Raw genomic sequence first — 26,026 nt, forward strand, 5'->3', positions numbered from 1 at the left:
GAACCCCATGCTTCGGCTCAAACCTGCCACCATTGCCGCTTGCCTGTTACCGCTGGGCCTGGTGGGCTGTGATCACGTATCGACCGTCGACGATCCACGTAATAAGCCGCCGTTAGTGAGAACAGCGGTGGTTGAAGATGCGGTCGATATCTCCCGTGCATTCACCGGCGTCGTGGTCGCCCGAACTCAAAGTGATTTGGGATTCCGTGTCTCCGGCAAAATACTGGAACGTCTGGTCGATACCGGTCAGTCCGTCAAGCGCGGTCAGCCGCTGATGCGACTGGATCCGGTTGATCTTGGCTTGAAGGCACGAGCACAGCAACAAGCGGTGGCGGCCGCCCGGGCGCAGGCTCGGCAGGCGACTGCCGATGAGACACGTTACCGTGGGCTAGTCACAACCGGCGCTGTTTCGGCTTCAGCCTATGATCAGATCAAAGCGGCTGCGGATACCGCAAAGGCGCAACTCAGCGCCGCAGAAGCTCAGGCAGATGTTGCGCATAATGCGTCCGAGTATGCTGTTTTGCTGGCTGACACCGATGGTGTGGTGATGGATACGCTCGCCGAGCCAGGACAAGTTGTCAGTGCAGGGCAACCCGTAGTGCGACTGGCACGCGCGGGGCAACGAGAGGCCATAGTACATCTACCGGAAACGTTGCGTCCGGCCATCGGCAGCGTGGCTATGGCCCGATTGTATGGCCACAACGCGGGAGAGGTTCCTTCAACATTACGCCTGCTTTCTGATGCCGCCGATCCTTCCACCCGGACGTTCGAGGCAAGGTATGTACTTAACGGTCCGCTGGCAGGGGCGCCCTTAGGAGCGACCGTAAGCCTCAATATTGTCAAAAATGAAAGTACGGCGACAATGCGTCAGGTCCCCATAGCAGCGCTGTTTGATCCAGGCCAGGGGGCCGGCGTATGGGTTATCGCTGGTAAGCAGGCAACCGTATCCTGGCGCCCCATACAAGTCCTTAGCATCAGCGACGATGTCGCGATGGTTACCGGCAATCTTAATGCAGGTGAGCAGATCGTGGCATTGGGAGCCCATTTGCTGCGAGACGGTGAACAGGTAAGGGTGACATCCGCTTTACCGGGAGCCGTCTATGAGTGAAGGACGCTTTAATCTCTCGGCGCTTGCCGTTCGCGAACGGGCTATTACGCTGTTCCTGATTCTTCTTATCGCAGTTGCCGGTATCCTTGCGTTCTTTGAACTGGGACGGGCGGAAGATCCTCCATTTACGGTTAAACAGATGACGGTTATCACCGCCTGGCCGGGGGCGACTGCACAGGAAATGCAGGATCAGGTCGCCGAACCGCTCGAAAAACGGATGCAGGAACTAAAATGGTATGACCGCACCGAGACTTATACACGCCCAGGGCTAGCTTTCACCCTAGTGTCACTGGCAGACAAAACACCGCCATCCAAGGTGCAGGAAGCTTTCTATCAGGCACGCAAGAAGCTGGGTGATGAGACTAAAAACTTACCCGCGGGCGTCATTGGGCCAATGGTCAATGACGAGTTCTCTGACGTGACCTTTGCGCTGTTTGCACTAAAAGCCAAGGGAGAACCGCAGCGTCTGTTGGTTCGTGATGCAGAATCTTTACGCCAACGTTTACTGCATGTATCCGGTGTTAAGAAGGTCAATATCATCGGGGAACAGGCCGAGCGCATCTTTATTTCATTCTCTCACGATCGGCTCGCCACATTGGGGGTTACCCCTCAAGAGATTTTTTCTGCGCTAAACAGTCAAAATGCCTTAACGCCCTCGGGGTCGATTGACACCCACGGGCCGCAGGTCTTCCTCCGCCTTGACGGTGCCTTCAACACCCTGGCCAAGATTCGCGCCACGCCCATTGTGGCGCAAGGACGAACTCTGAAGCTTTCGGACGTCGCAACAGTGGAGCGCGGCTATGAAGACCCGGCGACCTTTATTATTCGCAACAACGGCGAACAGGCTTTGCTGTTGGGTATTGTGATGCGTGAAGGGTGGAACGGACTGGATTTAGGGAAGGCGCTTGATGCTGAGACTACCAAGATAAACGCGGATATGCCGCTGGGTATGACGTTCACTAAAGTGACCGATCAGTCAGTTAATATCCGTTCCGCCGTTAATGAGTTTATGGTGAAGTTCTTCGTTGCACTTCTGGTAGTGATGGTAGTTTGCTTCGTCAGTATGGGGTGGCGAGTGGGCGTTGTCGTCGCGGCTGCTGTCCCCTTGACGCTGGCAGTCGTGTTTGTCGTCATGGCAGCCACCGGCAAAAACTTTGATCGTATCACCTTGGGCTCGCTGATACTGGCGCTGGGATTGCTGGTTGACGACGCTATCATCGCCATTGAAATGATGGTGGTGAAAATGGAGGAAGGTTACGACCGTATCAAAGCCTCCGCCTATGCCTGGAGCCACACCGCCGCCCCTATGCTGGCGGGGACGCTGGTGACAGCGATTGGATTTATGCCTAACGGTTTTGCGCAGTCAACGGCTGGTGAGTACACCAGTAATATGTTTTGGATTGTCGGTATCGCGCTGATCGCCTCTTGGGGGGTTGCGGTGTTCTTTACGCCGTATTTAGGGGTTAAGATGCTGCCGGACATCAAGAAGGTTGAAGGCGGGCACGCGGCAATCTATAACACTCGCCACTATAATCGTTTCCGCCGCTTACTGACCCGTGTCATCACTCGTAAATGGTGGGTGGCCGGTGCGGTGATTGCCGCCTTTATCGTGGCCATCCTTGCTATGGGGCTGGTAAAAAAGCAGTTTTTCCCCACCTCCGACCGTCCTGAAGTGTTGATCGAGGTGCAAATGCCTTATGGTACCTCCATCGAGCAGACTCGTGTTGCCACCGAGAGAATTGAAACCTGGCTGAAAAAACAAGGTGAGGCCAAGATCGTTACGTCCTATATCGGTCAAGGCTCACCACGCTTTTATCTGGCGATGGCGCCAGAGCTGCCCGATCCATCGTTTGCAAAAATTGTGGTGCTCACCGACACCCCGTCAGCCCGTGAGGCATTAAAATTCCGCCTGCGAGCGGCGGTGGCAGATGGACTGGCCGCAGAAGCGCGAGTGAGAGTCACCCAGTTGGTGTTTGGCCCGTATTCGCCATTCCCGGTTGCGTATCGTGTTATGGGACCGAACGCCGATAAACTGCGTGAGATTACAGGCCAGATCGAGGCCGTGTTGCAAGCCAGCCCAATGATGAGAACCGTCAATGCCGACTGGGGAGCACGCGTGCCGACGCTGCATTTCTCTTTGGATCAAGACCGGTTGCAAGCCGTGGGGTTAACGTCAAACAGCGTGGCGCAACAACTGCAATTTCTGCTCTCAGGTGTACCGATTACTACGGTGCGCGAAAACATTCGTGCCGTGCAGGTTGTAGGACGTGCGGCAGGGGACATTCGACGCGATCCCGCCAAGATTGAAGGCTTTACTCTGGTGGGGTCTGCCGGGCAGCGTATTCCGTTGTCGCAGGTGGGTGAAGTCGATGTACGGATGGAGGATCCCATTCTGCGGCGACGCGACCGTACCCCAACGATGACTGTGCGAGGGGATATTGCAGAAGGGCTGCAACCACCAGATGTTTCCACAGCGATACTAAAAGAACTCCAGCCGGTAATCGACCAACTGCCTGCCGGTTATCGCATCGAGCAAGCGGGGTCGATTGAGGAGTCAGCCAAAGCAACCAAAGCAATGTTGCCACTATTCCCAATCATGATTGCGCTGACGTTATTGGTCATCATTTTGCAGGTACGCTCTATGTCGGCAATGGTCATGGTGTTTCTCACTGCGCCGTTGGGCCTGATTGGCGTCGTCCCCACATTACTGCTGTTCCAACAACCATTTGGCATCAACGCCTTGGTAGGCTTGATAGCACTGTCGGGTATTTTAATGCGAAATACCCTGATCCTGATTGGGCAAATTGCTCATAATCAAAAAGCAGGCATGGATCCGTTTAATGCCGTGGTGGAAGCCACAGTACAACGAGCCCGTCCGGTGTTGCTCACGGCGTTGGCAGCCATATTGGCGTTTATCCCACTGACCCATTCGGTATTCTGGGGCACACTGGCATACACGTTGATCGGCGGCACCTTCGGTGGAACTATCATGACTTTGGTATTCCTGCCCGCCATGTACGCTATCTGGTTTAAGATCTGTCCTGACAAGGCATAACGTGATGACATTGTCACTTGCTTGCACGGTAGAAGACTTCACTGGGCGAGGCCAACAATGGAGAAGGTCAAGATGTTGAAGAATATGTTCACACATTTTCCTGACGCCGCACTTAAGGCCGAAGCTGAAATCTTCGAGACAGTGTTATCGCAACCGAATGTGCATATTGAACGCATCATCTCTACCGGGCAATCAAGCCCGCCGGACTTCTGGTATTGCCAGCCGCAAAGTGAGTGGGTCATCGTATTACAGGGTTCTGCCGGCTTGCGGTTCGAGCATGAATCGGAGATACGGGTAATGAACGTCGGCGACTTTGTGAATATTCCGGCACAAAGCCGCCATCGCGTTGAATGGACAGATTTAAGCGGGCCGACGGTTTGGTTAGCGGTTCATTACGGGTGAGCAAATCCCATGAAAATAATTCTTAAATTTTAAATCGCGTCGGTCGATAAATTTCAGGAATGGCCAGGTTCTTGCCGGAAATCAGTTCTTCACTGACCATTCGCCCTACAGTGGCTGCACAGGTCACGGCAGGGTGCATAACAGCAACATAAACGCCTGTGACGCCACCCACGAACCCCATGACGGGATAACCGTCATGCAGCATCGGACGTTGACCCACAGATTGTCGGAGTAAATGGACTGATTCCGTCCCTTTCAGACTCTGTTTAATTGCTGCTAATGTTTCCAAAGCCACGTCTTCTGTACTGCCCGTTGCTGGATAATCCTCTGCCGCCAGAATATCGCCATTCCGGGCATGACGAACCTCAATATCATTCCCCGAAATCAGAGTATTAACAACACGTTCACTGATACCGTATCGTAGCAAAATGGCTGGCGAAGCCATGACCGGGAGCGAGATCCCAATGGTTGTTAGCAGGGGAGAAATGCCTGTTCCGCAAGCCAGAATGACACTATCAGCGTTTACTACTTCGCGTGGTGTTTGAATGCCAGTGATTTGGCTTCCCGTTTTGATAAACCCGGTTACGGGGGTTTGAGTTTTCACTGTTGCACCAAGACTCCGGGCTTTATTCAATAGCACACGGGTAGCGTCTTCCGGATCAACAGCGCCATCTTGTTTCGCATAATATGCCCATAGCGGGGGAGCATTCATCGCGGGTTCAAGTTGGGAAATGTCAGACTGTTTAAGTATTTTTTCTTTATCTTGTTGGCCTGATAAAGCATCACCGTAACTCAGTGCGCCACCCCAGTGAACCGAGAGTTCCGGCACTTCTTGCTCAAGCCGATGCCAGTCTTCCACCGAAGCGCGACGAAGAAGTATATCTGGTGCATCATCGCTCACGGTTGTGTGGATCCAACCAAAAGAGCTGCCCGTTGCGCCTGATGCAGGTTCACTTTGATCAATGACAGTCACTTTGACACCGCGAGTGGCCAAGTGGAAAGCAATGGAGGCGCCCACAATCCCTGCACCCACAATAATCATATGTTTTTCAGCGCTGTACATACTGGCTTCCTGGCGTAAAAGGGGGCCTGACTATCTCATAAAATAGCCATTTCGTGGATAGAAATACAGGAATCGTTTTTTGATTTATGCGTATGTAAGGCATTCACTAAAAAAGGTGAGTAGCGCTCCATTTTAGTGACAGCGTCACGTTATTAAGTTAAATACACACGCATTCAAGTGAGTAAAAGGCTGGCATGTTGACCGATTCAGCGGAATGTATGAGACCCGCCATCAACAACGCATGTTCTACGTCGTCTGTCTGAGCGCCTGGAGGATAACGTTGAATGCTGCTGAGGATTGTAAACGGCTGGTGTAGTACAAGTAGTACTCAGGATAAGTGATACAAAATTCGTCCAATACTGTGACAAGTTTGCCTGCATCGATGTGATTTTGTGCTAACACCTTGGGAACAAAAGCAAAACCATAACCATCAACAGAAGCCTGAAGCGCCTGGTTGATACCGTTGACGACGATTTGCCCGTTTACCCGCAGTTTGTGCTCCTGCCCGTCAATGGCAAAAATCCAGGCTAAAGGTTCATGCGTGGGCAACAGCAAATTGATGCAGGAAAATGTCAGTAATTCACTTGGGACCGCGGGAGAATTGTGTGTTGCAAGGTAGTGCGGGGAGGCGATCACCACCATCTGATGTTTGTTGCTGATGGGTATGGCGATCATATCTTTGGCGATCAAACCACCACGCCTTACGCCCGCATCAAAACGTTCTTTGGCGATATCAACCAAACCATAATCCGTGATGAGTTCCAATTTGACGTCGGGGTAATTTTTAAGGACCGGGGATAATTTAGGCCATAGGATTTGTTGAATAGCGTACTCATCGGCCGAGATACGTACCGTACCAGCAGGTTTTTCTCGAAGATCAGCTAATTGTTCAAGCCCTAATGAGATCTCTTCGATAGCCGGACCGATAAGGCTGAGCAGTCGCTCTCCGGCATCAGTCAGCGTAAGACTTCGGGTGGTTCTGTTCAACAGTTTAAGCTGTAGCCTGCGTTCCAGGCTGCTGATCGTTTGGCTGACGGCAGATTGCGACGTACCCGCTTTTGCTGCTGCGCGAGTAAAGCTCCCTTCCTGAGCGACCGCCATAAAGGTAGCCAGATCATTGAGGTTCTCTTTTATCATTTTATAAGCCCAACTTATAACTGAAATCTGATTATCCCCGCTAATCAAAATGAATGTCCAGTCTTAAGATGACTCATGCCATCAGTCAGTAGAAAACAAAAGTTTTACTGACCGCCGAACACTCATGAGGAACGTGATGATGAACCAGAAGATAAGCTTCATTAATACCAACAACCCGATGATCTCTTTATCCGCTGTTATCTATTTCCCACCAGAGTTTAATGAAAACCGTCAATATCCAGCGATTGTCATTTCACATCCTGGTGGTGGTGTTAAAGAGCAAACCGCTGGCACTTACGCCAAAAAATTGGCAGCGCAGGGTTTTGTCACCATAGCCTATGATGCCTCTTATCAGGGCGAAAGCGGCGGCGAGCCACGCCAGTTGGAAAACCCTTACATTCGTACCGAAGACGTCAGCGCGGTGATTGATTATCTGACTACGCAACCTTACATCGACAACGCACGCATCGGTGCCATGGGGATCTGTGCTGGGGCAGGCTATACCGTTAATGCCGCCATTCAGGATCGCCGCATCAAGGCTATCGGTACCGTCAGCGCAGTCAATATCGGTTCTATGTTCCGTAACGGTTGGGAAAATAATGTGAGCTCCATTGATGCATTGCCATTAGTGGAGGCGGGTTCCAATGCACGTACACAAGATGCCAACAGTACCGATATCGGCACCATGCCGCTGGCACCGATGAAGGAAGCTGATGCACCAAATGAGGAGTTGCGCCAGGCCTGGGAGTATTACCACACGCCGCGAGCGCAATGTCCGACTGCACCTGGATTCGCCACACTACGCAGTCTGAACCAAATTATCACGTATGACGCTTACCACATGGCAGAAATCTACCTGACGCAGCCGTTACAGATTGTGGCCGGTAGCGTGGCTGGCAGTAAATGGATGAGTGACGATATCTACGACCGCGCAGCCAGCGATGATAAGCGTTACCACACTGTCGAAGGTGCTAACCATATGGATATGTACGATGGAGAAGGCTATGTCACAGAGGCTGTTTCTGTCCTGGCAGCGTTCTTTGAGGAGACACTGTAATGAAAAATGTTCAAATCCAAAATGCAGATATGGCTTGGCACATTGCAGCCAACATTCATTTACCGGCGGGCTTTGATGAGTCGAAGAAGTATCCGACGATCGTTAGTGTACATCCGTTCGGAAGCTGCAAAGAGCAGACTTCGGGTAATGTTTATGGCAAAGCGTTAGCCGAAGCCGGCTACGTGGTGATTGCCTACGACGCCAGCTTCCAGGGGGAGTCCGGTGGATTTCCTCGCTGGATTGAAGATCCCACTCAACGTGTAGAAGATATCAGCCGGGTTATCGATTATGCCGTGACTTTGCCGTATGTTGATGCTGAACGTATCGGCGTGCTGGGGATTTGTGGCGGAGGCGGTTATGCCATCAATGCCACCTTGACGGAGAAACGCATCAAGGCAGTAGTGAGCATCACGGGTGTTAACGTAGGCAGACTCTTCCGCGAAGGCTTCAGCAATTACGATCCACTCGGTGCGTTACAGGCCATGGCAACACAGCGCACGGTGGAAGCGCGGGGTGGAGAGCTCCAGATCAATGAATTACTTCCCGCCAATCCAGAAGTGGCCAAAACGCACGGCCTGACAGAGCGTGATGTTTTTGAAGCCACGGATTATTACAAAACGCCACGCGGGCAACAGCCAGGAGGAACCACGCGCATGCTGTTTTCTCACGCACAGAAAACGTTAGCCTGGGACGCATTTGCTTTTGCAGAAACGCTGCTCAATCAGCCAATGATGGTTGTCGTTGGTGAGAAAGTCGGTGCCTTTGGTGCATTCCGTGATGGCATGGAGGTGTATGGCAGGGCGACAGTATCGAAACACCGCGAGCTGGTTTCACTGCCTGACTTTTCCCATTACGAACTGTACGACAAACCCGAAGCGGTTCGTGCAGCGTTGGACAAGGTGATACCGTTCCTGGACACGCATTTGACCTAACCATTTACAACCGCGAACAGGCGGGCATTTGCCCGCCAAACTACCAAGATTGCTTATTTGTGCTAGGCTCCCGGCCCAATAAGTTGCCGTTGGATTTCCGCCCCAGGCATCATCGCCAACAGTCCCTCAATCAACATATCACCGGCGTCATGCAATGCTGATAAGGGCATTTCTGGCAGGCTTTCCAGGATAAACCACATCTGCTGACTTTCTACACTAAGGCGCGTTCTTACACCTTGGCGCCAGTTCCATCGCCGGCAGGTCACGCCCACATCATCACGCCATATCACTTCGCCAGATTCTGGTGACTCATAAGCAGGCAAACCTTCCTTCATGGTATCGAACTGTTCGCTTGCGTCTGCCAGGGTCAACCGTGGTGTGCCAACATAGGCTGCCAGATTTTCTCCACCCACCGGGATGGCATAACGCAGACTGACTGCATTATAAAGATCAACGATAGGATCGAGCCCCGTCAGCTCACCATCACGGAGCACTCTTTTACGCAGTGCTTCGGCAGAACAGGGGGTGCGCTTAGGTTTAGCACCAAAGCGTTTGAATACTTCGGCCCATGCTGCCAAGTGGGCTTCTGCCCATTCAGGTTCGCCAACGGAAACCGCTTGGCAGGCCTGTTTCAGCGCAAGCTCACCCATCTCAGGATGGGTTACTGGCGCGGCTTTAACCAGGATGCTGAGCGCCCGAAACCCCGGAGCCATATTGGCAATATCGGTATCAATTGACGGAATAACAGAAAACATCGGATAATCCTATAATGACTAATTTATTTCATGATATCGACCAATGACCAATAAAGTCAATAAATCGACCGACTCTGGCGCGGACATTCATTTAGTCAGCGAAGCCGTCGCTGAGCGGATTAAAGCCTTTCGTAAACAGAAAAAACTTTCACTCGATGAGCTTTCACGACGTGCCGGTGTCAGTAAGGGCATGCTGGTAGAAATCGAAAAGTGCCAGGCCAACCCCAGCATTGCCATGCTGTGTAAGATCGCGGCGGCTATGGGGTTGTCGGTGGCAGATATTGTCGATGTGGCCAGCAAGCCGCCGGTGCATCTGATCCAGAAAGAGGAGATCCCAATTTTATGGACAGGCGAAAAGGGGGGAAGTGCCCGATTGCTGGCTGGCACCAGTGGTCCGGATATGGTTGAACTCTGGCGTTGGCACATGCATCCTGGTGAACAGTTTTCTTCTCCTGGGCATCCTGTCGGCACCTGTGAGCTGTTGCATGTGGAAAAAGGGACACTCCAACTTTCTGTCGGCGATACAACGTTGATCGTTCCAGCCAGTTGTTCAGCCGTAGCCAAAACGGATTTTCCACACCAATATGCCAACAACAGCCATGAAGAGCTTGTCTTTACTATGACAGTTGCAGAATTGCACGCTTAAAACTGCACTGTAAGCTCGTCTACTGTGGGGGCATTTCACTTAGGCTGACCGTTGCCGTACGCCCGGCGATCAAGGTTATGCCGCTGGGCACTTCATCAATGGCAACACGCACCGGAATACGCTGAGCCAAACGGATCCAGCTGAAGGTTGGATTGACGTTAGCGAGCAGATTGCCAGTGGCAGTGGTGCGTTCACTGTCATTGATGCCAGCGGAAAGTCCATCGACATGGCCATACAGTGGCCGTTGTTCACCCATGATGCGAATAATGACCTTATCACCGTTTTGAATTTGCCCCAGTTTGGTTTCCTCGAAATATCCGGCAATGTAGAAGCTGTTGGAATCTACCAATGCCATGATCGGCTGGCCTGCGGTCGCGTAGGCACCAGGCCGTAAAGAGAAGTTGGTGATGACACCATCTACCGGCGCATAGAGATCGGCACGCTGCAGGTTGATACGTGCTAACGCCTGATCGGCCAGGGCTTGGTCCAGATTGGCCTTGGCCAGCGACTGTGCATCACGGTGGTTGTCGCGCTCCTGCTGCGAAATCGCCGATTGCAATGCCTGATAACGCTGGTTCTCACGTCGTGAGGAAGCCAATTGTACGCTGGCGCGTTCCACGGCGGCGTCTGCCTGTTCCAGCGCGTTACGTAGACGCACTTTATCCAAAGTGAGTAGAAGCTGCCCTTTGTGCACCACCTGGTTATCGTGGATATGTACAGTGTCCACTTTACCGGAGACATCCGTAGCCAATGGCACCACGTCGGCGCGGATCTTGCCGTCACGGGTTTGCGGCGCATAGGTGTAATAGAGGTAAAGCTGCCACAACACCCATAACGCGGCCAACACGGCAATAAGGGTCAGCGCGGGGCGCAGAAGGACGACGGTACGTTCACGAAACATGGAATCCTCAGGGAGTAGTTAACAATTTAAGGCCATAGAAAAACAGTCCGGCCAAAATGAGAAATAAGGCGGTGTCGAATAATGGGCGCTGTGCCACCAAACGGTAGACCCCCGCGACACTCAACATCCATGACAGCACCATGCGCAGGAAAAATGCGCATACCAAACACAGCAGCAGCGGCGAAATGAAAACGCCATCAATATTGATTTCACCAATCATATTATGGGGTCCAGTGCAAAGCCGTAGGGAAGTGCAGCAACCGTAGTCGCGTGAGCGGCCGCAACATACGCCGGTCATTTTGCTGCCAGGCTTGTTGCAGCCCAGCGTCGATCTGGCTCAACAGCGTCGACGGTGTTTCTGCGGACAGGGATAGTTGGCGGAACGCAGTAAGTAACCCAGCGAGCCACACAGTACCGTTGTTGAATTCACCGGCTTGCTGCAACCGAATCAGATCGATGCCGGTCTTTAATCTGACCAACAGCTGCGGACTGCGATCGGACTGACCGATGGCGGACAAGCGACTTCCCAGGGCTGTAATGCGATCTAAGGTCCGTGCCTGATAGCGCTGCAAGTCTCGTTCGGAAACGTGCCGATTGATGCGCAGCATCTCGTGAGCATCTTGTCGCATCAACCGAACGACTGCCTGGTCGGTACCCCAGCGTCGGAACAGCGCCGCGCACAAGAAAGCGACATAGACGCCGATCAACGTACCTGTGGTACTTTCCAGATACAGTCCCATATTGTTTGCTGCGTAGTGCCCCTGAAAGTTGACGTTGCTGAGTGACAGCGCGATCGCAAGCGTAGCCAGCGGATTGCTTGCAGCCCACACACCCAGTGGCAATAGAAAAAGGCCCATCACAACCAGGAAGCTGCCGTAATCTCCGGCCAACGGCAACAACACGTAACTGAGCAGGGCGCCAAGGGCCATGGCGATGGCAGCGAAACGTCCAAAGGTCGCAATGGTGGTACCGGGGTTATCGCCAGAACCGAAGAAAGCAATAGCGACGATCCCCATCAGCACCATGTTGGCACCCTGTTCCCAGCCAGTGAAATACCATAAGCCGCACAGCAGGATGTAGGTTGTCAAAATACCAGCGAACATACGTACTGCCATGCCAGTATCTGGCGGCGGTGAGAATACGCGGTTGCGCATCATCTGCGACTGAAGTGCCGCAGGCAAGGGTTCGCCATCAAGAAAAGCATTCAATTGTTGAACCTCGGTCCATAGCGTCAACCATTGATCGATGTGTTCCACCAGTTCGTCGACAATCAATTTCTCCCACGGCGAAAGTAATTCGTCGGAGGGTAACAGGGCGAACAAGGGCTTAGATTTTTGCGTGTTTTCGCCGGCCTGATGGCGTACACCATCCAACCAGGGGCGCAGCACCGGACGTAGGCTTATTGGCAAAGCAGCAATGCTGCTACCTATGGAAGAAAGCAGCGGCACGATTTGCAATACTCGCTGCTGTATCGATATTGCCGCCTGGCGGGTGCTTTTATCGACCGAACTGTCATAACCGAGAGTGGTCATCATCTGATTAAACGAAGCGATATCGCTCAACAAGCGAATGCGATCCGCTTCAGCCTGTACGTCGCCAGTATTGCCATCGAGACTGTCTTTTTGCCAACTTTCCAGGTCAGATAACCAGCCTTTCAACCGTGTGCGCAATACTGGCGCCAAAGACGAAGGGAACAGCACGCTATCTACCAGCGTTACCGCCAGGATCCCTAGGCAGATCTCTGTGACGCGGGTTACCACCATAGTGAACATGGTGTCTGGGTGGTTAATGTAGGCAATGGCAACCAGCATCATGGTGATGGCGCCCAACTGAAAGAAGTAAGCACGCGGCGTGCGATCGAGGTAAGAGATACTCAGCATCACCGAAGAGGACAAGCCAGCAACAGCAATCAACAGCACCGGGGTGTTGCTGAGAAAGGCCGAGATCGCCAGCGTCAGCACGCCAGCAAATAGGGTGCCGCAAAAACGGTAGGTAGCACGGGCGCGCACGGCGCCACTGACCGGATTGCTCAGCACGCAGCAGGTTACCATTGCCCAATAGGGATTTTGCAGACCGATGTTTTCCGCCAGCGCAAAGGCCAACATGGCCGAAATAAATAGCTTTACTGCATATAACAGTTGCGGTTTGCCTACTCTCATTCCTCATTGCCAGCTTGTTGCAGGTATTGACTGGCGCGATCTTCGAACAGACGCAGAATGCGTGTGGCAGTTTCGATATCTTCCAACGGCACGTCGTGCATCAGCTCGACCCGCAGTTTGTCCGCTGCGGCTTCGATTTTTTTTGCCAATTCGGCACCGGCAGGCAGGATACGTAGGGTTTTAAACCGACGATCGCCTGCCGATTCCTGTCGTTCAAGAAAGCCTAGCGCCGATGCCTGATCCAGCAGGCGCACCAGCGCACCAGGATTGACGCCGACTTCTTCCGCCAGATCGCGCTGATTAATACCTTGCGGATTGCGGTGTACCCATACCACGACGGTTGCCAGCGACATAGAGATGCCGGATTTTGCTATCACCAACGTCGCAGCTTGCTTCCACACTCGGCGAACCGGTTGCAGTGCATTGGTGAGGGCATAGAGGGATTTTTCTTTTGATAACATGGGGGACCTCAATAAACGGTGCATATAGATTAAATGGCAACAGTTGCTTTGGCAATTAATTTTACACATCAAAATCAGTGATCATCGAGAGTGAAAAACGCGATAAAAGTGACGACGTCACATAAAGTAGATCTTAAGTGAATTATGAACCCATCGTATTTATCAGCTCTGAATGTCAGCTGTTATTAAATGGGCACTGTGTACTCAACGTGACTATTGACAGACCTATCCTGATGAGGAATTTTATAATGAACAAAGATTAGCTTTATTCATTACCAACAACCCCATGATCTCTTTAATAACCGGAAGCGGTACGTTAAGCATTGGGCAAGATGGCCCCGAGTTTGAACATATCGCTGGTCTGACACAGTGATAAAGGTAGGTTGGTACGGCGCGTTTTGAAGAGATCTGCAGAGGGATGAGTGCCAAATGTTTTCAGATTTCACGTAGCGCGATCAAAAAAAGGAGGGTGTTTTGACCGATTCGACACAACTATTGGCATTAATCCAATCCCTGGAAGTTAAGCTGCACCAGTCAGCAACGAGAAACAGCATCACGTCGGTTAGTGAGTTGCTGCATGATGAATTTGAAGAGATTGGGCGTTCAGGTAATTACTATGATAAACAGTAAACTCTGGCAGCACTTCAAATAGAACGTGGTCAGGCACCGATTTATTCCGAAGGGTTTAAGCTAGCCATCATTGCCGAAGGTGCGGTATTGCTGACGTATCGTAGCTTTCATCGCAGTGATGATGGTGGTGTTACTCGATGCACATTGCGCTCATCGATCTGGTTGTTATCTGCAAAAGACAATGGCGATCAATGGCAGATGCGTTTTCATCAGGGCACGCCGACGAGTTGTTGACACGGTAAATGTTGAGCCACAAATAATCACCAATGAATTGACGTTGGGTTGCTGACAGAACCGCTAAAGAGAAAAGTGAGGCGAGTTATAGCCAGAATGGACAGCCTGGTGCGTAGCTATCAATGTAATTTAACATAATATACATTATGCGCACCATAGTGGCGTTACGTGATATCTACAGTTTTGGCTTTGTCATGGCCTTCATCCATGTAATGTTCAGGCTGTTCTTTGCGCCAGCCACACTGTACGACCTTGGCATTCAGGATCTTCAAAAACCATATACACGATATCAAAGCCATTTTCATGCAGTAACTGCTGATACTCTGTTGGCGCCAAACTTGAATGATACAGTGGCTCCCCTTGAAACTCGCCAATGGCTTCGCCATCGCTGGTGCCGCTGGTAAACATCAATGCCGCTTTACTCTTGGCATGTGCTGCGAAAATTTTAAACATCTGGCGTTGGTCATCACGCGGTAAATGAAAAAAACTATCCCAGGCGATCAGCCCATCAAACATTTCATTGAGCGCTAATGTGCGCATATCTATCACGCGCCACTGCTGATGTGGGGATTTTTTCTGGCATGCATCAATCATCGATTGCGAACTATCAATCCCCATAACGTCGAAACCCCGCTGACTAAAATATGCAGCAATTGGCATGCCGTTCCCACATCCGATATCCAGTAACTTCCCGGTTACTGGCACCAAACTCAAAAATCTGTCCAACCATGGCTGCTCAAAGAGATCCGTTGGTCGTAGTTTTTCCCAGGCTTCGGCATGCTGCTCATATAATGAGATGATTTTCCCTGCTGAAGAATGTGTCATTTACCCTCCCATATTTTCAACATGTGCTTGAATCGACGGAATTTTATGATGACCGGACATAAATTTACTGTTATCTGCCTCAACCCTTGGTTACTGGCTTAAATATAGCCTCAAAACCCGCTCTTTTTTGATCGCGCTACGTGAAATCTGAGACATGTTGGCTGTATTATCCTTGCAGAATTCACCAAAACGCACCGTTATAAGCATCTATTGAAAGCATAAAATGAGGCTTTTACATGACTGTGTATCAGATGCCTTAACTGAAAGATGCGTTCTAATTTGGAACAACAAGAAAGGTTTTGTGACGTTGTCACATGGCTATCTGCCAGGCAGATTCTCTGTAGCCTACATACTCAGGATATTTGTGGTCTATTACGGGTTGAATGCCAACTAAATCAGCATTAATTCGGATGGATTTAGGTGACCTTGTCACTAAAATCCATCCTGTTACCTACTTTATAGATACAGTCCTTACCGGCTCAGTTTCAGATTACATATGAAAGCAAGAAGGTCATTCCCAGTGCCAATACTGAAGCGATAAAGGTTGCTGTGGTGTAGTATTTGAAGGTTTCATTTAGCGTCGCACCACAATATTGCTTCACCAACCAGAATAACGAATCCGTCACGATGGTACAGCCTATGGCGCCAGAGCCAATGGCAATCGTCACAATCTCCGGGCTAACATTGGGATAAAGCGATAACATTGGCGCGACAATCGCTGTCGCCCCCATCATGGCAACGGTGGCGGAGCCCACGGCGGCATGTAAAATGAGTGCAACCAACCAAGCCAGCAGAATCGGATGCATATGCAGGTTGGACAGCATCAGTGCCAGGGTGTCCGCTAACCCGCTGGTTTTCAAAATACTATTGAATGCCCCGCCAGCACCGATGATCAACAAGATATTGGCGATAGAAGAAAAACCGGTTTCTGTGTGGCTCAACAGGGCGCTCATCCCCATATGGCGGCGTATCCCAAGCACGTAATAAGCCACGAACACAGCAATAAACATGGCGATAATCGGGTTACCGATAAACTCCATTGCAGCAAACAAGTGCCCTTCTTTACTCAGATTCAGCTCAGCGACCGTTTTAACAAGCATCAGCACGATCGGCAGCAAAACGGTAAACAGCGTTGCGCCAAGGGATGGTAATGTATGTTCTTCCCGCACGGCCAGATTTGAAAACTCTGGCGGTACCGCTTTAAACGGCAAGCGTTTACCCAGCAATTTCAGGAACAACGGCCCCCCGACCAGTGATGCCGTCAGCCCGACGATCAGCCCATAGACAATCACCGTGCCCACGTCTGCACCCAGCTTGTTTGTTACAAACAACGCGGCTGGATGAGGAGGAACGACGCAGTGCACCGCCATCAGCGCAGTACACAAAGGAATCGCCAACTTCAGCAATGAGGTATTGGTTTTTCTGGCGATGGAGAATGCCAATGGGATCAGTAAAACCACGCCCACTTCAACAAACAGGGTGATGCCGCAAACCAAGCCGACCAACACCATAATGACATCGACAGAAAGCCAACGGCAACGCTGCAGCGCAATACCAATTCGCTCTGCCGCACCAGAAACCTCCATCATCTTGCCCAGGATGGTGCCCAATCCTATGACAGCAGCCAAGAAACCTAACGTGCTACCAATGCCATTTTCGATGGCATTGACCATATCAATCGGTCCCATGCCCATCATGCCACCGACAAAAAAGCTCGCTAGCAACAACGCCAAAAATGGGTGAAATTTAAATTTAACGATAGTCAAAATGATAAGCGCAATACTGGCGATCAGCGTGACAGCAACCCAAACGTGTGAATCCATAGCCTCTATCCCCTGCAATTAACCTGCCTTCATTGGACAGGAAAACGGCGATCGGTGACAAACGATAAAAATCCACGCTCACATGAGTAAAACAGAATCAAACGAGTGACTTACGCCAAGAAATGGTGCAATTTAGCGACATGGGTCAAGTTTACTCACCAGACTAGTGCGCTAAGCGCAGATATTTTTTAAGTTCCAGGGGGCGTTATGGCGGTAAATCACCTGCTAACAGGTCAACATCGTTCACTTAATGGTTGGCAATTATCACGGTTGTATACGTTTGAAGTCGCTGCGCGTCATGAATCTTTTGCGATGGCAGCTGATGAGCTTTCAGTCAGTCCTAGCGCGGTCAGTCATAACATTAATCAACTTGAGGCAAACCTGGGTATTCAGCTGTTTGTCCGCTCTCATCGTAAGGTGGAACTCACCACAGAAGGCAAACGGGTTTTTTGGGCGCTGAAGTCTTCATTCGGTACTCTGAACCAAGAGATTTTGGATATCAAAAATCAGGCGTTGTCAGGATCGTTAACCGTTTACTCACGGCCGTCGATTGCCCAGTGTTGGATCGTGCCGGCACTGGCGGATTTCTCTCGCCGTTATCCTGCCATTAATCTGACCATTCTAACCGGTAATGAAAATGTGAACTTCCAGCGGGCGGGGATCGATCTGGCGGTGTATTTTGATGCGACGCCGTCTTCACAGCTCCATTATCAATACCTGATGGATGAGGCGATTATTCCCGTATGTAGCCCGGAGTACGCAAATAAATTTGAGTTGGTCAACTTTCCAGGCAACCTCTCCCATTGTACTCTGCTTCATGATCGGCAAGCCTGGAGCTATGACTCCGGTACCGATGAATGGCACAGTTGGGCGCAGCATTTCGGCGTGAATCTGGATACATCTCCGGGCATAGGATTCGATCGTTCCGATCTGGCCGTCACTGCGGCCATGAACCATGTCGGCGTTGCTATGGGTCGTAAACGTTTGATCGGTAAACAACTCAGTACCGGTGAACTCGTGGCACCCTTCCCCAAAATGGAACTGAAATGCGATCAACACTACTATGTGTCGACGCTTTCCGACCGCCAGTGGCCCAAAATTGATGCGTTCATTATTTGGTTAAAGGCATTGGGAGAACAACCCGCGTAATTGCCGGCTCCCCGCGAAAATATGCGTTGAGGTTATCGAGAACCAACTGCGCCGTTGCCGCTATCGCTTCAGGTGATCGTCCTGCAATATGCGGTGTCAGAATCACATGGGTAGACTGGGTTAACTCGATATGTACCGTGGGTTCACCCTCCACCACATCCAGCGCGGCGCCAGCAATCCGATGGTGCTTGAGGGCATCAATCAAGGCTGACGTGTCCACCACACTGCCGCGGGCAATGTTGATCAAAAATCCGCTGGGACCGAGAGCCGTCAACACTGCTGCGTCCACTATATGCCGGGTAGCGCTGCCGCCTGGCGTCGCGATAACCATAAAGTCAGCCCACTCCGCCAAGGCAATCAAGGTCGGGAAATAGAGGTAAGGTGTGTCTGCGCGCGGCCTACGATTGTGGTAAGCCACCGGCATGCCAAACCCCATGGCTCCTCGGTGAGCAATTTGCATACCGATGTTGCCTAGCCCAAGAATGCCAAGCTTTTTATCGGAGATCATGGGCCGCGCTTGCCGTGCTTGCTTCCATTCGCCTTTGCGCACTGCTGCATCAGCCTGCGGGATCCCACGAGCAATCGCCATCAGCAACGCAATGGCGTGATCAGCGACCGAGGCATCATTCGTACCGTGACCGTGGGTCACAATAATGCCGCGCGCTTGCGCTGCAACAACATCAACATTCTCATAGCCAGCGCCCTGCGCACAGATGATCTCCAGGGCTGGCAACATAGCCATTTCGTCTCTGCTAAGCCCTGTAGAACCGTTGGTGAGTACGGCCTGGATCTTGGCAGCAATATTTGGCGCTAGCATGACCCAATCTGCCACCGAGGTCGCGGTATGCACATAAAAGCCAGCCCGTTCCAATTGCAGTCGAAACTCGGGCGCCAGTTCAACAATGATCAGCAGATGACGACGCATGGGAATACTCCAGCAAAGTGCTCATATTCAGCATAGCGTAATGATCCTCATGCCTCACGACGGAAAGTGCGAACAGCCAGGGGCAATCATACAAAAAGTAATGTCACACTTCCTAAAGCAAGTATTAATTTCCGTCGCTGATTATCGCGTCATTTACCTTGATACTTTCGATGAAAAATCCATCAGCGAAGTTATAACACCTATTTTATTGCCAGTATTATTCGCCAATGTAATCAAGGTGACTATTAATGCTCAAAATGGTTGATAACGTGAGATGAATGGCATTTTACTTTGCGAATTAGCTAACTATGCATAAAATGTTTTAACATTTGCAGCATAAAACAGTACAATCCCGCCCGTTAATATCACGCTATTTTAGGATATATGTGTCGTTAATTCGAACTGCCACATCGCGAAGCTATCTCCCAGCCTGTTTGGGGATTTTTGCGATCCTGATGTTGTTCATCGCTCCGGTGATCTCTCGATCGCTGGAGCATGCACGCGTCGGGCAGTCTGAATCTGCGGGTATGTCTGATTGCGGTATGGATATGTCGATGCCCATGCATCATGAGCCGCCGCCAGCCCAGACCAGTAAAGTCAACTCGCACAGCATGCCGATGTCCATGCAGACCGGCAGCCACAATATGGCGATGATGATGGATGACAGCGCCTGTGGATATTGCGTATTGCTTATCCATGTGCCGCTGTTGGACCTGGCATACTCCCCTCTGTTTTGGTCAGGTTCGTTGCTGTCACGCGCACCACCCGCTCATTATATCTTTCCATTATTCGCCCACGTGATTCACGCCGAGTCGCAGCCGCGTGCTCCACCAGCATCACTTCCTCTGATTTAAAAATTAATAGACCGCAGCCAAATAACACCTGTTGAAATGATTCAACCAGGCGGGTTAATCACGCCTGTAGATTCTATTGCTGCAAGTCATTATTCATCGCAACCCTTCTGACGTTATTTTTGTCGTCAGAACTGGGCCAAGATTTTATTAACGGCGGCGTTATGCTCCGGGCATATTTACGTCTCAATAATAATCTGTTGCGGTGAAAGCTATTTTTAGCGTCAAAATTTGCATTAAGGAACGATGATGTTCGGAAAAACCAAAAATTATACCAAGCGCCCTCTGTCACTGCATATCAGCGCGGCAATGCCCCTGTTTATCCTGGCGGCCTTCAACAGTCATGCGGCAGAGCAGCACCAGCATGATACGGCCGTCAAAACGAATGACGGCGACGTGATCACCGTAACCGCACCGCTTTATTCACCAATGACCATAGTGACATCACCGAAAACGCCACGTCAGCCAGTACCCGCCAGTGATGGCTCGGACTATCTGAAAACTATCCCAGGCTTCTCGCAAATCCGTAATGGCGGTACCAACGGCGATCCCGTGTTCCGCGGCATGTTTGGTTCACGGCTAAAGATTCTGACCGACGGAGGGGAAATGCTGGGAGCCTGTCCTTCAAGAATGGATGCCCCAACGTCTTATATTTCACCCGAAAGCTACGACTTGCTGACCATAACAAAAGGCCCGCAAACAGTACTCTGGGGTGCCGGCTCATCGGCAGGCACGGTGCGTTTTGACCGTGAACGTCCACGCTTTGATCAACCTGGCATCAAAGGCAATGCCAGCGTATTAGCCGGTTCTAATGGACGTTGGGACGAAAATATCGACGCCAGTTTGGGTGGCGAACAAGGTTATCTGCGCCTGATGGGGAACAAATCTCGCTCCAATGATTATCAGGACGGCAATAGCCAACGCGTACCGTCGCGTTGGGACAAATGGAATGGCGATCTGGCGCTTGGCTGGACGCCAGACAATGACACCTTGCTGGAAGTGACCATGGGCCGCGGTAACGGTGAAGCCCGCTATGCTGGCCGCAGTATGGATGGTTCACAGTTCAAGCGTGAAAGTTTGGGCATGCGGTTTGAAAAATCCAACATTGGCGAGGTGTTGGATAAACTTGAAGCTCAGGTTTATTACAACTATGCCAACCATATTATGGATAACGTCACCCTTCGTTCCCCCGGTCAGGGCGGCATGGCGATGGGACACATGGGCATGGGGATGACGATGCAACTGGATCGCCGCACCGTCGGCGGGCGCGTAATGGGTACCTGGTTGTGGCAAGATTTCAAACTGGAAAGCGGTGTGGACACCCAAACTAACACTCATCGCAACAAACAGGGCGACGGCTGGCAGAAGGATGCGCAATTTCATAACTACGGCGCCTTTGGCGAGCTGACCTGGACCGCAACTGAACAAAGTAAGGTCATCAGCGGTGCACGCCTTGATCGCAGCCTGGTCGATAATTATAAATACGGTAATGACACCGAGCGTTCGGACACCTTGCCGAGTGGTTTTACGCGTATTGAGCATACGCTTACCGGCATGCCGCTAATGGTGTACGCCGGGATTGGCTATACCGAGCGTTTCCCTGACTACTGGGAGTTGTTCTCTCCGACCTTTGGCCCGGACGGCAGTAAAAAACCGTTTGATAGCGTGAAGAGTGAAAAGACCACGCAAATCGATATTGGCGCGCAGTACACAGACAAACGCTTTAACAGCTGGGTTTCGGCATATCTTGGCCACGTGAATGACTTTATCCTGTTCAAGTATGATCCGCACCACGCGCGTATCAGCCAGGCCGATAACGTCAACGCCACCATTATGGGGGGTGAGATGGGTATGGGTTACCAACTGACCGAACATTGGAAAACGGATGCCAGCCTGGCCTATTCCTGGGGCAAAAACACCACTGATAACCAACCGTTGCCGCAGATCCCACCGTTGGAAGCCCGCTTTGGCTTGACCTACGAGCGTGGCGACTGGAGCAGCACGGGTCTTTGGCGCGTGGTCAGCAGCCAGCACCGTGTGGCGATCAACCAAGGTAACGTCGTAGGTAAAGACTTTGCCGATAGCCCGGGCTTTGGCGTGCTTTCTGCTAATGTGGCGTACAAGGTTAATCCACATGTAAAACTCAGTACCGGGCTGGATAACATCCTCAACAAAACCTACAGCGAGCACCTCAATCTGGCAGGCAACAGCACCTTCGGTTATTCATCGAATACTTCGGTAAATGAGCCAGGGCGTACCCTCTGGGCCAAGGTTAATGTAACCTTCTAAGCAGAGCCGGGCGATGCATCGTCATCGCCCGGCAGCACTGACCGACGCGACAATATGCTCACGTAGCCATTGGTGTGCCGGATCACGATGAGCACGCTCATGCCACAACATGGTCATTTCGAAGCCCGGTATCTCAACAGGCGGTTCAACGACCTGCAACGCACTATTATTGTGCACCAGGCGTGAAGGTAGCATGGCCACCAGCTCCGAATTTGCCAGCACCGAGATCACAAACAGAAAGTGTGGCACGGAAAGCACCACCCGCCGAGTTAAACCGGCGTCTGCCAGTACCTTGTCGGTGATACCGAAAAATCCCCCGCCGTCCGGCGACACCATTACATGCTCCAGCATGCAAAACTGCGCCAGTGACGGCGTTTTTTGCAAGCCTGGGTGCCCCGCACGACCGACCAGCACGTAACGTTCGCTAAACAGGATCCGTTGACGCAGATTAGGCGGTGAGCCTTCACGCGTATGAAAGGCTAAATCAATCTCACCCAATTCTGCCTGCTTCGCAATGCGTGATGGCACCGTTTCAATCACAGCCAGCCGACTATACGGTGCCGCAGCCCGTAACCCCATTAGCGCCGGTTGAACAATGGTCGACTCACCATAATCAAAAGCCGCCACGCGCCAGATGTTGTCCGCAATACCAGGATCAAAGGGTTCCGATGGTGATACCGCACGCTCCAGGGCTTCAAGCGCCAGGCGCAGCGGTTCTCGTAATTCATCGCCGCGCGCGGTCGGTCGCATGCCACGCGGCCCCGGCATCAACAAAGGGTCGTTAAAGATATCCCTGAGTTTAGCCAGATGCACACTGACCGCAGGCTGTGACAGGTTTAAGCGCTGTGCCGTGCGGGTCACATTGTGCTCCGCCAGCAAGGCGTCCAGCGTCACCAGCAGATTGAGGTCCAGTCGTCTGATATTATTCACAGTAATACCTGTAATATTAGCAATTCATTTCTAGTATAACTGATAAGCGCCTACCCTGACTTCCATCAACCAATGGAGGTCCTGCTATGAATGTTTTACTCGTCTATGCACACCCTGAACCGCAGTCACTGAATGGTTCACTCAAAGATTTTTCAGTCCAACGTTTGGAGGCTGCCGGGCATCAGGTACAGGTTTCCGATCTGTATGCCATGCAATGGAAAGCCACGCTCGATGCCAATGACAGCACTGTCTCCCCATTAGGCACACGCTTTGATCCTTCGCTCGATTCCCAGCATGCATTTGCCAATGGATTACAGAGCCAGGACATTGAGCTGGAACAGGAAAAGCTGCTCTGGGCCGATACGGTCATTTTGCAGTTTCCCCTGTGGTGGTTCTCAATGCCGGCAATCCTTAAAGGCTGGGTTGAGCGCGTCTATGCCTATGGATTCGCCTATGGTGTGGGGGAACACTCTGACTCACGTTGGGGGGACCGTTACGGTGAAGGAACGTTGGCTGGCAAACGGGCAATGTTGATTGTTACTACTGGGGGATGGGAGTCTCACTACGCGGCACGGGGTATCAACGGCCCGATTGATGACATTCTGTTCCCTATTCAGCATGGGATCCTGCATTACCCCGGCTTCGACGTGTTACCCCCTTTTGTCATTTATCGTACCGGTCGAGTCGACGAGGCCCGATTTGCCGAGATGAGTCACGCCCTGGGACAACGTCTGGACAACCTGGCGCACACCGCACCGATCCCCTTCCGCCGGCAGAATGCAGGGGAATATGAAATCCCGGAATTAATCCTGAAACCCGATATAGCCCCTGAGCGGGTAGGTTTTAGCGCGCACATCAAATAATGATTAAGTGCACAGCATCTATCATGCTGTGCACCGTACTTTAATCAAGCGGGGAAATTACTGTGCAATTGAGCGAGAATCCGTAGAACAGCGAATAAATAGCTGCTCCGTCATCTGTTGGCCCCATTGTGTACCCGGTTGTTCATCTGCAAGCACGAAACCGACGCTTTCATACAGGTGCCGGGCTGCATCCAGCCCTTTGAACGTCCATAGGTGTGTTTCATCAAAACCCTGTTCATCACAGAAGCTCACGGCGTGGTTCAAAAGCTGACGGCCAACACCACGACCACGTAAACTGTCATCAATAATGAAAGCGCGCAGATGGGCGCGGTTATCTCCAAGAGTTTCACCATCAATGGAAACAGAGCCAACAATACGTTCCCCACTCACTGCGGACCAGGTTTGATTCTGTGGATGTGATAGCCGGTTCGCGAGTTCGGACAGCATCGAACCGACGGTAGCTTCAAAGAAGGCACCAAAGCCCACGGCACGTGAATAATATTGCATGTGCATTTCGAGCGCCCTGCCGACGAATCCCGGCAAATAACCGCTAACAATCTCAATAGCCGGAGGAGCAACTGATGCTTCACCCAAACGATGCGCGCGCAACGCAGCAGCATAATGCTGTAAACCGTCGGCGATGTCGGCGCTGGCTCCTGCCGGCAGCTTAGCCAGGGCATTAAGTACCTGATGTTCAGCAAACCGATTAATCCCGGCCAGTGTCTGCTGCCCTTTTTCCGTTAACCGCAGTAGCTTTTCTCGAGCGTCACGCTCACTGGGCTGTGTGACTAGCTCGCCGGTTTTGATCAACTTGTTCAACATGCGGCTGACACTGGATTTCTCCAGATTGAGCACGCTACACAGTTCTGCCGCGGTATCCACATGCCGATCACCTATTTCAATCAATGCATGCACAGCTGAAGGAGGCAGATCCGTCCCTGCAAGGGTACTGCCCATAAAGCCCAGTTCACGCACTAAGTGGCGTGATGCATCCCTGATGGAGTGTAAATATGGACTTGGTTGAGTTATCGACATGATTGGCGCTCTGATATAGTTGTATCACGCAACCATATCAGAGTTGTTCACGAATTCAAGCGGTCGTTACGGCTTGGCCAAAAAGTACAAATGCAGTGTGTCTGGTGTAGCATGACATGGTTCAAGAAGCGATTTCAGGCATAGTAAACAGTAAACCCTAGGCATTACCCTCACCTTTTTTTAACTCTTTCAGGTATTTGTACACAGTTGCGCGGCCAAGGGATAACACATTGGCGATATAATCGGCGGCACTTTTGGCTTTGAAGGCACCTTCTTTATACAAATCGATCACCAGCTGCTTTTTCTGCTCACGGGTCAATGAACCCAGCGATGTGTTTTGTAGACGAATCCACTCATGCAAGAAGGTATTGATCTTCTCCTGCCAGTCATCTTTAAACAGCTGTTGAGGCTGTGGCTGCAAACGCGTAACCGACAGAAACATGTCTAGCGCATTCCTGGCGTCTTCAAACATGGCCGTGCTCAGATTGATGCACAAGAGATAACGGGGTAATCCCTGCTCATCCCGGGCGGCAATACTCACAGAACGCATTTTTTTGCCGTCCCAATTGAGCTTTTCGTAAGGTCCCGTTACCTGGCCATCGCTGTCGATATCAAAATCTTCCAGACCGGCGTCATCGCCAGGTTTGCGTTTTGACAGATTATTGGCCAGATAGGCGATTTTGTTGGTAGAGACATCGTGAATCACCACTTCCACGTTGGGAAAAAACAGCGCAGCGATGCCATCAGCGACTGACTGCAATAATTCAAGTTGGGACGTGGTTTTCAACACTTTGCT

Annotated in this window: 24 protein-coding genes and 1 pseudogene; 12 read left to right on the forward strand and 13 right to left on the reverse strand. The window is 51.4% G+C overall.

Going from position 1 to position 26,026, the window contains the following annotated elements:
• Positions 1–7 precede the first annotated feature (7 nt).
• From SGBXF1_RS12255 to SGBXF1_RS12265, 3 genes are all read left to right on the forward strand, one after another.
• Complete coding sequence (locus SGBXF1_RS12255; RefSeq protein WP_186426890.1) at positions 8–1,108, forward strand: efflux RND transporter periplasmic adaptor subunit; 1,101 nt, start codon at positions 8–10, stop codon at positions 1,106–1,108.
• A complete protein-coding gene (locus SGBXF1_RS12260) occupies positions 1,101–4,163 on the forward strand; it encodes an efflux RND transporter permease subunit (RefSeq protein WP_186426891.1) in 3,063 nt (1,020 codons plus the stop codon). The genes SGBXF1_RS12255 and SGBXF1_RS12260 overlap by 8 nt, the downstream gene beginning before the upstream one ends.
• Positions 4,164–4,235: 72 nt before the next feature.
• Positions 4,236–4,565: a cupin domain-containing protein gene (locus SGBXF1_RS12265; protein WP_186426892.1), complete on the forward strand. Its 330-nt coding sequence runs from the start codon at positions 4,236–4,238 to the stop codon at positions 4,563–4,565.
• A 22-nt stretch (positions 4,566–4,587) separates the two neighbouring features.
• Here SGBXF1_RS12265 and SGBXF1_RS12270 read toward each other — a convergent pair whose 3' ends face one another.
• Both SGBXF1_RS12270 and SGBXF1_RS12275 read right to left on the reverse strand, forming a co-directional pair.
• A complete protein-coding gene (locus SGBXF1_RS12270; RefSeq protein WP_061806241.1) occupies positions 4,588–5,628 on the reverse strand; it encodes an NAD(P)/FAD-dependent oxidoreductase in 1,041 nt (346 codons plus the stop codon).
• A gap of 246 nt (positions 5,629–5,874) precedes the next feature.
• The gene (locus SGBXF1_RS12275; protein WP_238320962.1) at positions 5,875–6,765 is read right to left on the reverse strand and encodes a LysR family transcriptional regulator; all 891 of its coding nucleotides are present in this window, start codon (positions 6,763–6,765) and stop codon (positions 5,875–5,877) included.
• A 136-nt stretch (positions 6,766–6,901) separates the two neighbouring features.
• Between SGBXF1_RS12275 and SGBXF1_RS12280 the strand changes: the two genes are divergently transcribed.
• Together SGBXF1_RS12280 and SGBXF1_RS12285 are read left to right on the forward strand one after the other, a co-directional pair.
• Positions 6,902–7,822 carry an alpha/beta hydrolase gene (locus SGBXF1_RS12280; RefSeq protein ID WP_186426893.1) on the forward strand — a complete coding sequence of 307 codons (921 nt, stop codon included), beginning with the start codon at positions 6,902–6,904 and terminating at the stop codon, positions 7,820–7,822.
• Complete coding sequence (locus tag SGBXF1_RS12285; protein ID WP_061806243.1) at positions 7,822–8,754, forward strand: alpha/beta hydrolase; 933 nt, start codon at positions 7,822–7,824, stop codon at positions 8,752–8,754. The genes SGBXF1_RS12280 and SGBXF1_RS12285 overlap by 1 nt, the downstream gene beginning before the upstream one ends.
• Positions 8,755–8,816: 62 nt before the next feature.
• Here the strand turns inward: SGBXF1_RS12285 and SGBXF1_RS12290 are convergent, their stop codons facing one another.
• A complete protein-coding gene (locus SGBXF1_RS12290) occupies positions 8,817–9,509 on the reverse strand; it encodes a B3/B4 domain-containing protein (RefSeq protein WP_186426894.1) in 693 nt (230 codons plus the stop codon).
• Between the two features lie 43 nt (positions 9,510–9,552).
• Here SGBXF1_RS12290 and SGBXF1_RS12295 point away from each other — a divergent pair, with 43 nt between their 5' ends.
• Positions 9,553–10,155 carry a helix-turn-helix transcriptional regulator gene (locus SGBXF1_RS12295; RefSeq protein ID WP_061806244.1) on the forward strand — a complete coding sequence of 201 codons (603 nt, stop codon included), beginning with the start codon at positions 9,553–9,555 and terminating at the stop codon, positions 10,153–10,155.
• A gap of 19 nt (positions 10,156–10,174) precedes the next feature.
• Here the strand turns inward: SGBXF1_RS12295 and SGBXF1_RS12300 are convergent, their stop codons facing one another.
• Genes SGBXF1_RS12300 through SGBXF1_RS12315 form a run of 4 tightly spaced genes read right to left on the reverse strand, consistent with a single transcriptional unit; the run spans position 10,175 to position 13,676 of the window.
• Positions 10,175–11,056, reverse strand: a complete 882-nt coding sequence (locus SGBXF1_RS12300) for an efflux RND transporter periplasmic adaptor subunit (RefSeq protein ID WP_061806245.1) — start codon at positions 11,054–11,056, stop codon at positions 10,175–10,177.
• Between the two features lie 7 nt (positions 11,057–11,063).
• A complete protein-coding gene (locus SGBXF1_RS12305; RefSeq protein ID WP_037415290.1) occupies positions 11,064–11,276 on the reverse strand; it encodes a DUF1656 domain-containing protein in 213 nt (70 codons plus the stop codon).
• Between the two features lies 1 nt (position 11,277).
• Positions 11,278–13,215, reverse strand: coding sequence for an FUSC family protein (locus SGBXF1_RS12310; protein ID WP_186426895.1), 1,938 nt, complete (start codon positions 13,213–13,215; stop codon positions 11,278–11,280).
• Positions 13,212–13,676, reverse strand: coding sequence for a MarR family winged helix-turn-helix transcriptional regulator (locus SGBXF1_RS12315; RefSeq protein WP_061806247.1), 465 nt, complete (start codon positions 13,674–13,676; stop codon positions 13,212–13,214). The genes SGBXF1_RS12310 and SGBXF1_RS12315 overlap by 4 nt, the downstream gene beginning before the upstream one ends.
• A 474-nt stretch (positions 13,677–14,150) precedes the next feature.
• Here SGBXF1_RS12315 and SGBXF1_RS23860 point away from each other — a divergent pair.
• A pseudogene (locus SGBXF1_RS23860) lies at positions 14,151–14,540 on the forward strand (nuclear transport factor 2 family protein).
• Between the two features lie 216 nt (positions 14,541–14,756).
• Here SGBXF1_RS23860 and SGBXF1_RS12320 read toward each other — a convergent pair.
• Positions 14,757–15,365 (reverse strand): class I SAM-dependent DNA methyltransferase, encoded by a 609-nt coding sequence (locus SGBXF1_RS12320; protein WP_186426896.1) that lies wholly within the window; start codon positions 15,363–15,365, stop codon positions 14,757–14,759.
• A gap of 485 nt (positions 15,366–15,850) precedes the next feature.
• A complete protein-coding gene (dsdX, locus tag SGBXF1_RS12325; protein WP_061806259.1) occupies positions 15,851–17,188 on the reverse strand; it encodes a D-serine transporter DsdX in 1,338 nt (445 codons plus the stop codon).
• 207 nt (positions 17,189–17,395) lie between these two features.
• On the opposite strand from dsdX, the gene dsdC reads away from it, so the two are divergent.
• Positions 17,396–18,337, forward strand: coding sequence for a DNA-binding transcriptional regulator DsdC (gene dsdC, locus SGBXF1_RS12330; RefSeq protein ID WP_061806260.1), 942 nt, complete (start codon positions 17,396–17,398; stop codon positions 18,335–18,337).
• On the opposite strand, the gene SGBXF1_RS12335 is transcribed toward dsdC, so the two are convergent.
• Positions 18,300–19,262, reverse strand: coding sequence for a 2-hydroxyacid dehydrogenase (locus SGBXF1_RS12335; protein ID WP_186426897.1), 963 nt, complete (start codon positions 19,260–19,262; stop codon positions 18,300–18,302). The genes dsdC and SGBXF1_RS12335 overlap by 38 nt on opposite strands.
• Here SGBXF1_RS12335 and SGBXF1_RS12340 point away from each other — a divergent pair.
• The 3 genes from SGBXF1_RS12340 to SGBXF1_RS12350 all read left to right on the forward strand — a co-directional run bounded on the left by SGBXF1_RS12340 (position 19,261) and on the right by SGBXF1_RS12350 (position 22,402).
• On the forward strand, positions 19,261–19,527 hold the full coding sequence (locus SGBXF1_RS12340; RefSeq protein ID WP_130380742.1) for a hypothetical protein: 267 nt from the start codon (positions 19,261–19,263) through the stop codon (positions 19,525–19,527). The two genes, SGBXF1_RS12335 and SGBXF1_RS12340, sit on opposite strands and share 2 nt — an antisense overlap.
• A gap of 121 nt (positions 19,528–19,648) precedes the next feature.
• Entirely contained in the window at positions 19,649–20,116 is a 468-nt protein-coding gene (locus SGBXF1_RS12345; RefSeq protein ID WP_130380744.1) for a DUF2946 domain-containing protein, read from the forward strand.
• A gap of 306 nt (positions 20,117–20,422) precedes the next feature.
• The gene (locus SGBXF1_RS12350) at positions 20,423–22,402 is read left to right on the forward strand and encodes a TonB-dependent copper receptor (RefSeq protein WP_420329905.1); all 1,980 of its coding nucleotides are present in this window, start codon (positions 20,423–20,425) and stop codon (positions 22,400–22,402) included.
• A 21-nt stretch (positions 22,403–22,423) separates the two neighbouring features.
• On the opposite strand, the gene SGBXF1_RS12355 is transcribed toward SGBXF1_RS12350, so the two are convergent.
• Positions 22,424–23,332, reverse strand: a complete 909-nt coding sequence (locus SGBXF1_RS12355) for a LysR family transcriptional regulator (RefSeq protein WP_186426899.1) — start codon at positions 23,330–23,332, stop codon at positions 22,424–22,426.
• Between the two features lie 86 nt (positions 23,333–23,418).
• Between SGBXF1_RS12355 and SGBXF1_RS12360 the strand changes: the two genes are divergently transcribed.
• The gene (locus tag SGBXF1_RS12360) at positions 23,419–24,195 is read left to right on the forward strand and encodes an NAD(P)H-dependent oxidoreductase (protein WP_186426900.1); all 777 of its coding nucleotides are present in this window, start codon (positions 23,419–23,421) and stop codon (positions 24,193–24,195) included.
• Between the two features lie 57 nt (positions 24,196–24,252).
• Here the strand turns inward: SGBXF1_RS12360 and SGBXF1_RS12365 are convergent, their stop codons facing one another.
• Together SGBXF1_RS12365 and SGBXF1_RS12370 are read right to left on the reverse strand one after the other, a co-directional pair.
• Complete coding sequence (locus SGBXF1_RS12365; protein WP_061806266.1) at positions 24,253–25,230, reverse strand: bifunctional helix-turn-helix transcriptional regulator/GNAT family N-acetyltransferase; 978 nt, start codon at positions 25,228–25,230, stop codon at positions 24,253–24,255.
• Between the two features lie 157 nt (positions 25,231–25,387).
• A complete protein-coding gene (locus tag SGBXF1_RS12370; RefSeq protein ID WP_037415319.1) occupies positions 25,388–26,020 on the reverse strand; it encodes a helix-turn-helix transcriptional regulator in 633 nt (210 codons plus the stop codon).
• Positions 26,021–26,026 lie beyond the last annotated feature (6 nt).

The sequence above is a fragment of the Serratia grimesii genome (genome assembly GCF_900186025.1).
GTDB lineage: Bacteria > Pseudomonadota > Gammaproteobacteria > Enterobacterales > Enterobacteriaceae > Serratia > Serratia grimesii.

What these genes read in the sequence shown, in the direction of transcription:
- SGBXF1_RS12305 (WP_037415290.1), bottom strand. Translation starts at nt 11,276, where the DNA reads ATGATTGGTGAAATCAATATTGATGGCGTTTTCATTTCGCCGCTGCTG.
- SGBXF1_RS12295 (WP_061806244.1), top strand. Translation starts at nt 9,553, where the DNA reads ATGACCAATAAAGTCAATAAATCGACCGACTCTGGCGCGGACATTCAT.
- SGBXF1_RS12335 (WP_186426897.1), bottom strand. Translation starts at nt 19,262, where the DNA reads ATGCGTCGTCATCTGCTGATCATTGTTGAACTGGCGCCCGAGTTTCGA.
- SGBXF1_RS12360 (WP_186426900.1), top strand. Translation starts at nt 23,419, where the DNA reads ATGAATGTTTTACTCGTCTATGCACACCCTGAACCGCAGTCACTGAAT.
- SGBXF1_RS12265 (WP_186426892.1), top strand. Translation starts at nt 4,236, where the DNA reads ATGTTGAAGAATATGTTCACACATTTTCCTGACGCCGCACTTAAGGCC.
- SGBXF1_RS12275 (WP_238320962.1), bottom strand. Translation starts at nt 6,765, where the DNA reads ATGATAAAAGAGAACCTCAATGATCTGGCTACCTTTATGGCGGTCGCT.
- SGBXF1_RS12340 (WP_130380742.1), top strand. Translation starts at nt 19,261, where the DNA reads ATGGGAATACTCCAGCAAAGTGCTCATATTCAGCATAGCGTAATGATC.
- SGBXF1_RS12350 (WP_420329905.1), top strand. Translation starts at nt 20,423, where the DNA reads ATGCCCCTGTTTATCCTGGCGGCCTTCAACAGTCATGCGGCAGAGCAG.
- SGBXF1_RS12285 (WP_061806243.1), top strand. Translation starts at nt 7,822, where the DNA reads ATGAAAAATGTTCAAATCCAAAATGCAGATATGGCTTGGCACATTGCA.
- SGBXF1_RS12260 (WP_186426891.1), top strand. Translation starts at nt 1,101, where the DNA reads ATGAGTGAAGGACGCTTTAATCTCTCGGCGCTTGCCGTTCGCGAACGG.
- SGBXF1_RS12310 (WP_186426895.1), bottom strand. Translation starts at nt 13,215, where the DNA reads ATGAGAGTAGGCAAACCGCAACTGTTATATGCAGTAAAGCTATTTATT.
- SGBXF1_RS12255 (WP_186426890.1), top strand. Translation starts at nt 8, where the DNA reads ATGCTTCGGCTCAAACCTGCCACCATTGCCGCTTGCCTGTTACCGCTG.
- SGBXF1_RS12315 (WP_061806247.1), bottom strand. Translation starts at nt 13,676, where the DNA reads ATGTTATCAAAAGAAAAATCCCTCTATGCCCTCACCAATGCACTGCAA.
- SGBXF1_RS12280 (WP_186426893.1), top strand. Translation starts at nt 6,902, where the DNA reads ATGATGAACCAGAAGATAAGCTTCATTAATACCAACAACCCGATGATC.
- dsdC (WP_061806260.1), top strand. Translation starts at nt 17,396, where the DNA reads ATGGCGGTAAATCACCTGCTAACAGGTCAACATCGTTCACTTAATGGT.
- SGBXF1_RS12300 (WP_061806245.1), bottom strand. Translation starts at nt 11,056, where the DNA reads ATGTTTCGTGAACGTACCGTCGTCCTTCTGCGCCCCGCGCTGACCCTT.
- SGBXF1_RS12270 (WP_061806241.1), bottom strand. Translation starts at nt 5,628, where the DNA reads ATGTACAGCGCTGAAAAACATATGATTATTGTGGGTGCAGGGATTGTG.
- SGBXF1_RS12290 (WP_186426894.1), bottom strand. Translation starts at nt 9,509, where the DNA reads ATGTTTTCTGTTATTCCGTCAATTGATACCGATATTGCCAATATGGCT.
- SGBXF1_RS12320 (WP_186426896.1), bottom strand. Translation starts at nt 15,365, where the DNA reads ATGACACATTCTTCAGCAGGGAAAATCATCTCATTATATGAGCAGCAT.
- SGBXF1_RS12365 (WP_061806266.1), bottom strand. Translation starts at nt 25,230, where the DNA reads ATGTCGATAACTCAACCAAGTCCATATTTACACTCCATCAGGGATGCA.
- dsdX (WP_061806259.1), bottom strand. Translation starts at nt 17,188, where the DNA reads ATGGATTCACACGTTTGGGTTGCTGTCACGCTGATCGCCAGTATTGCG.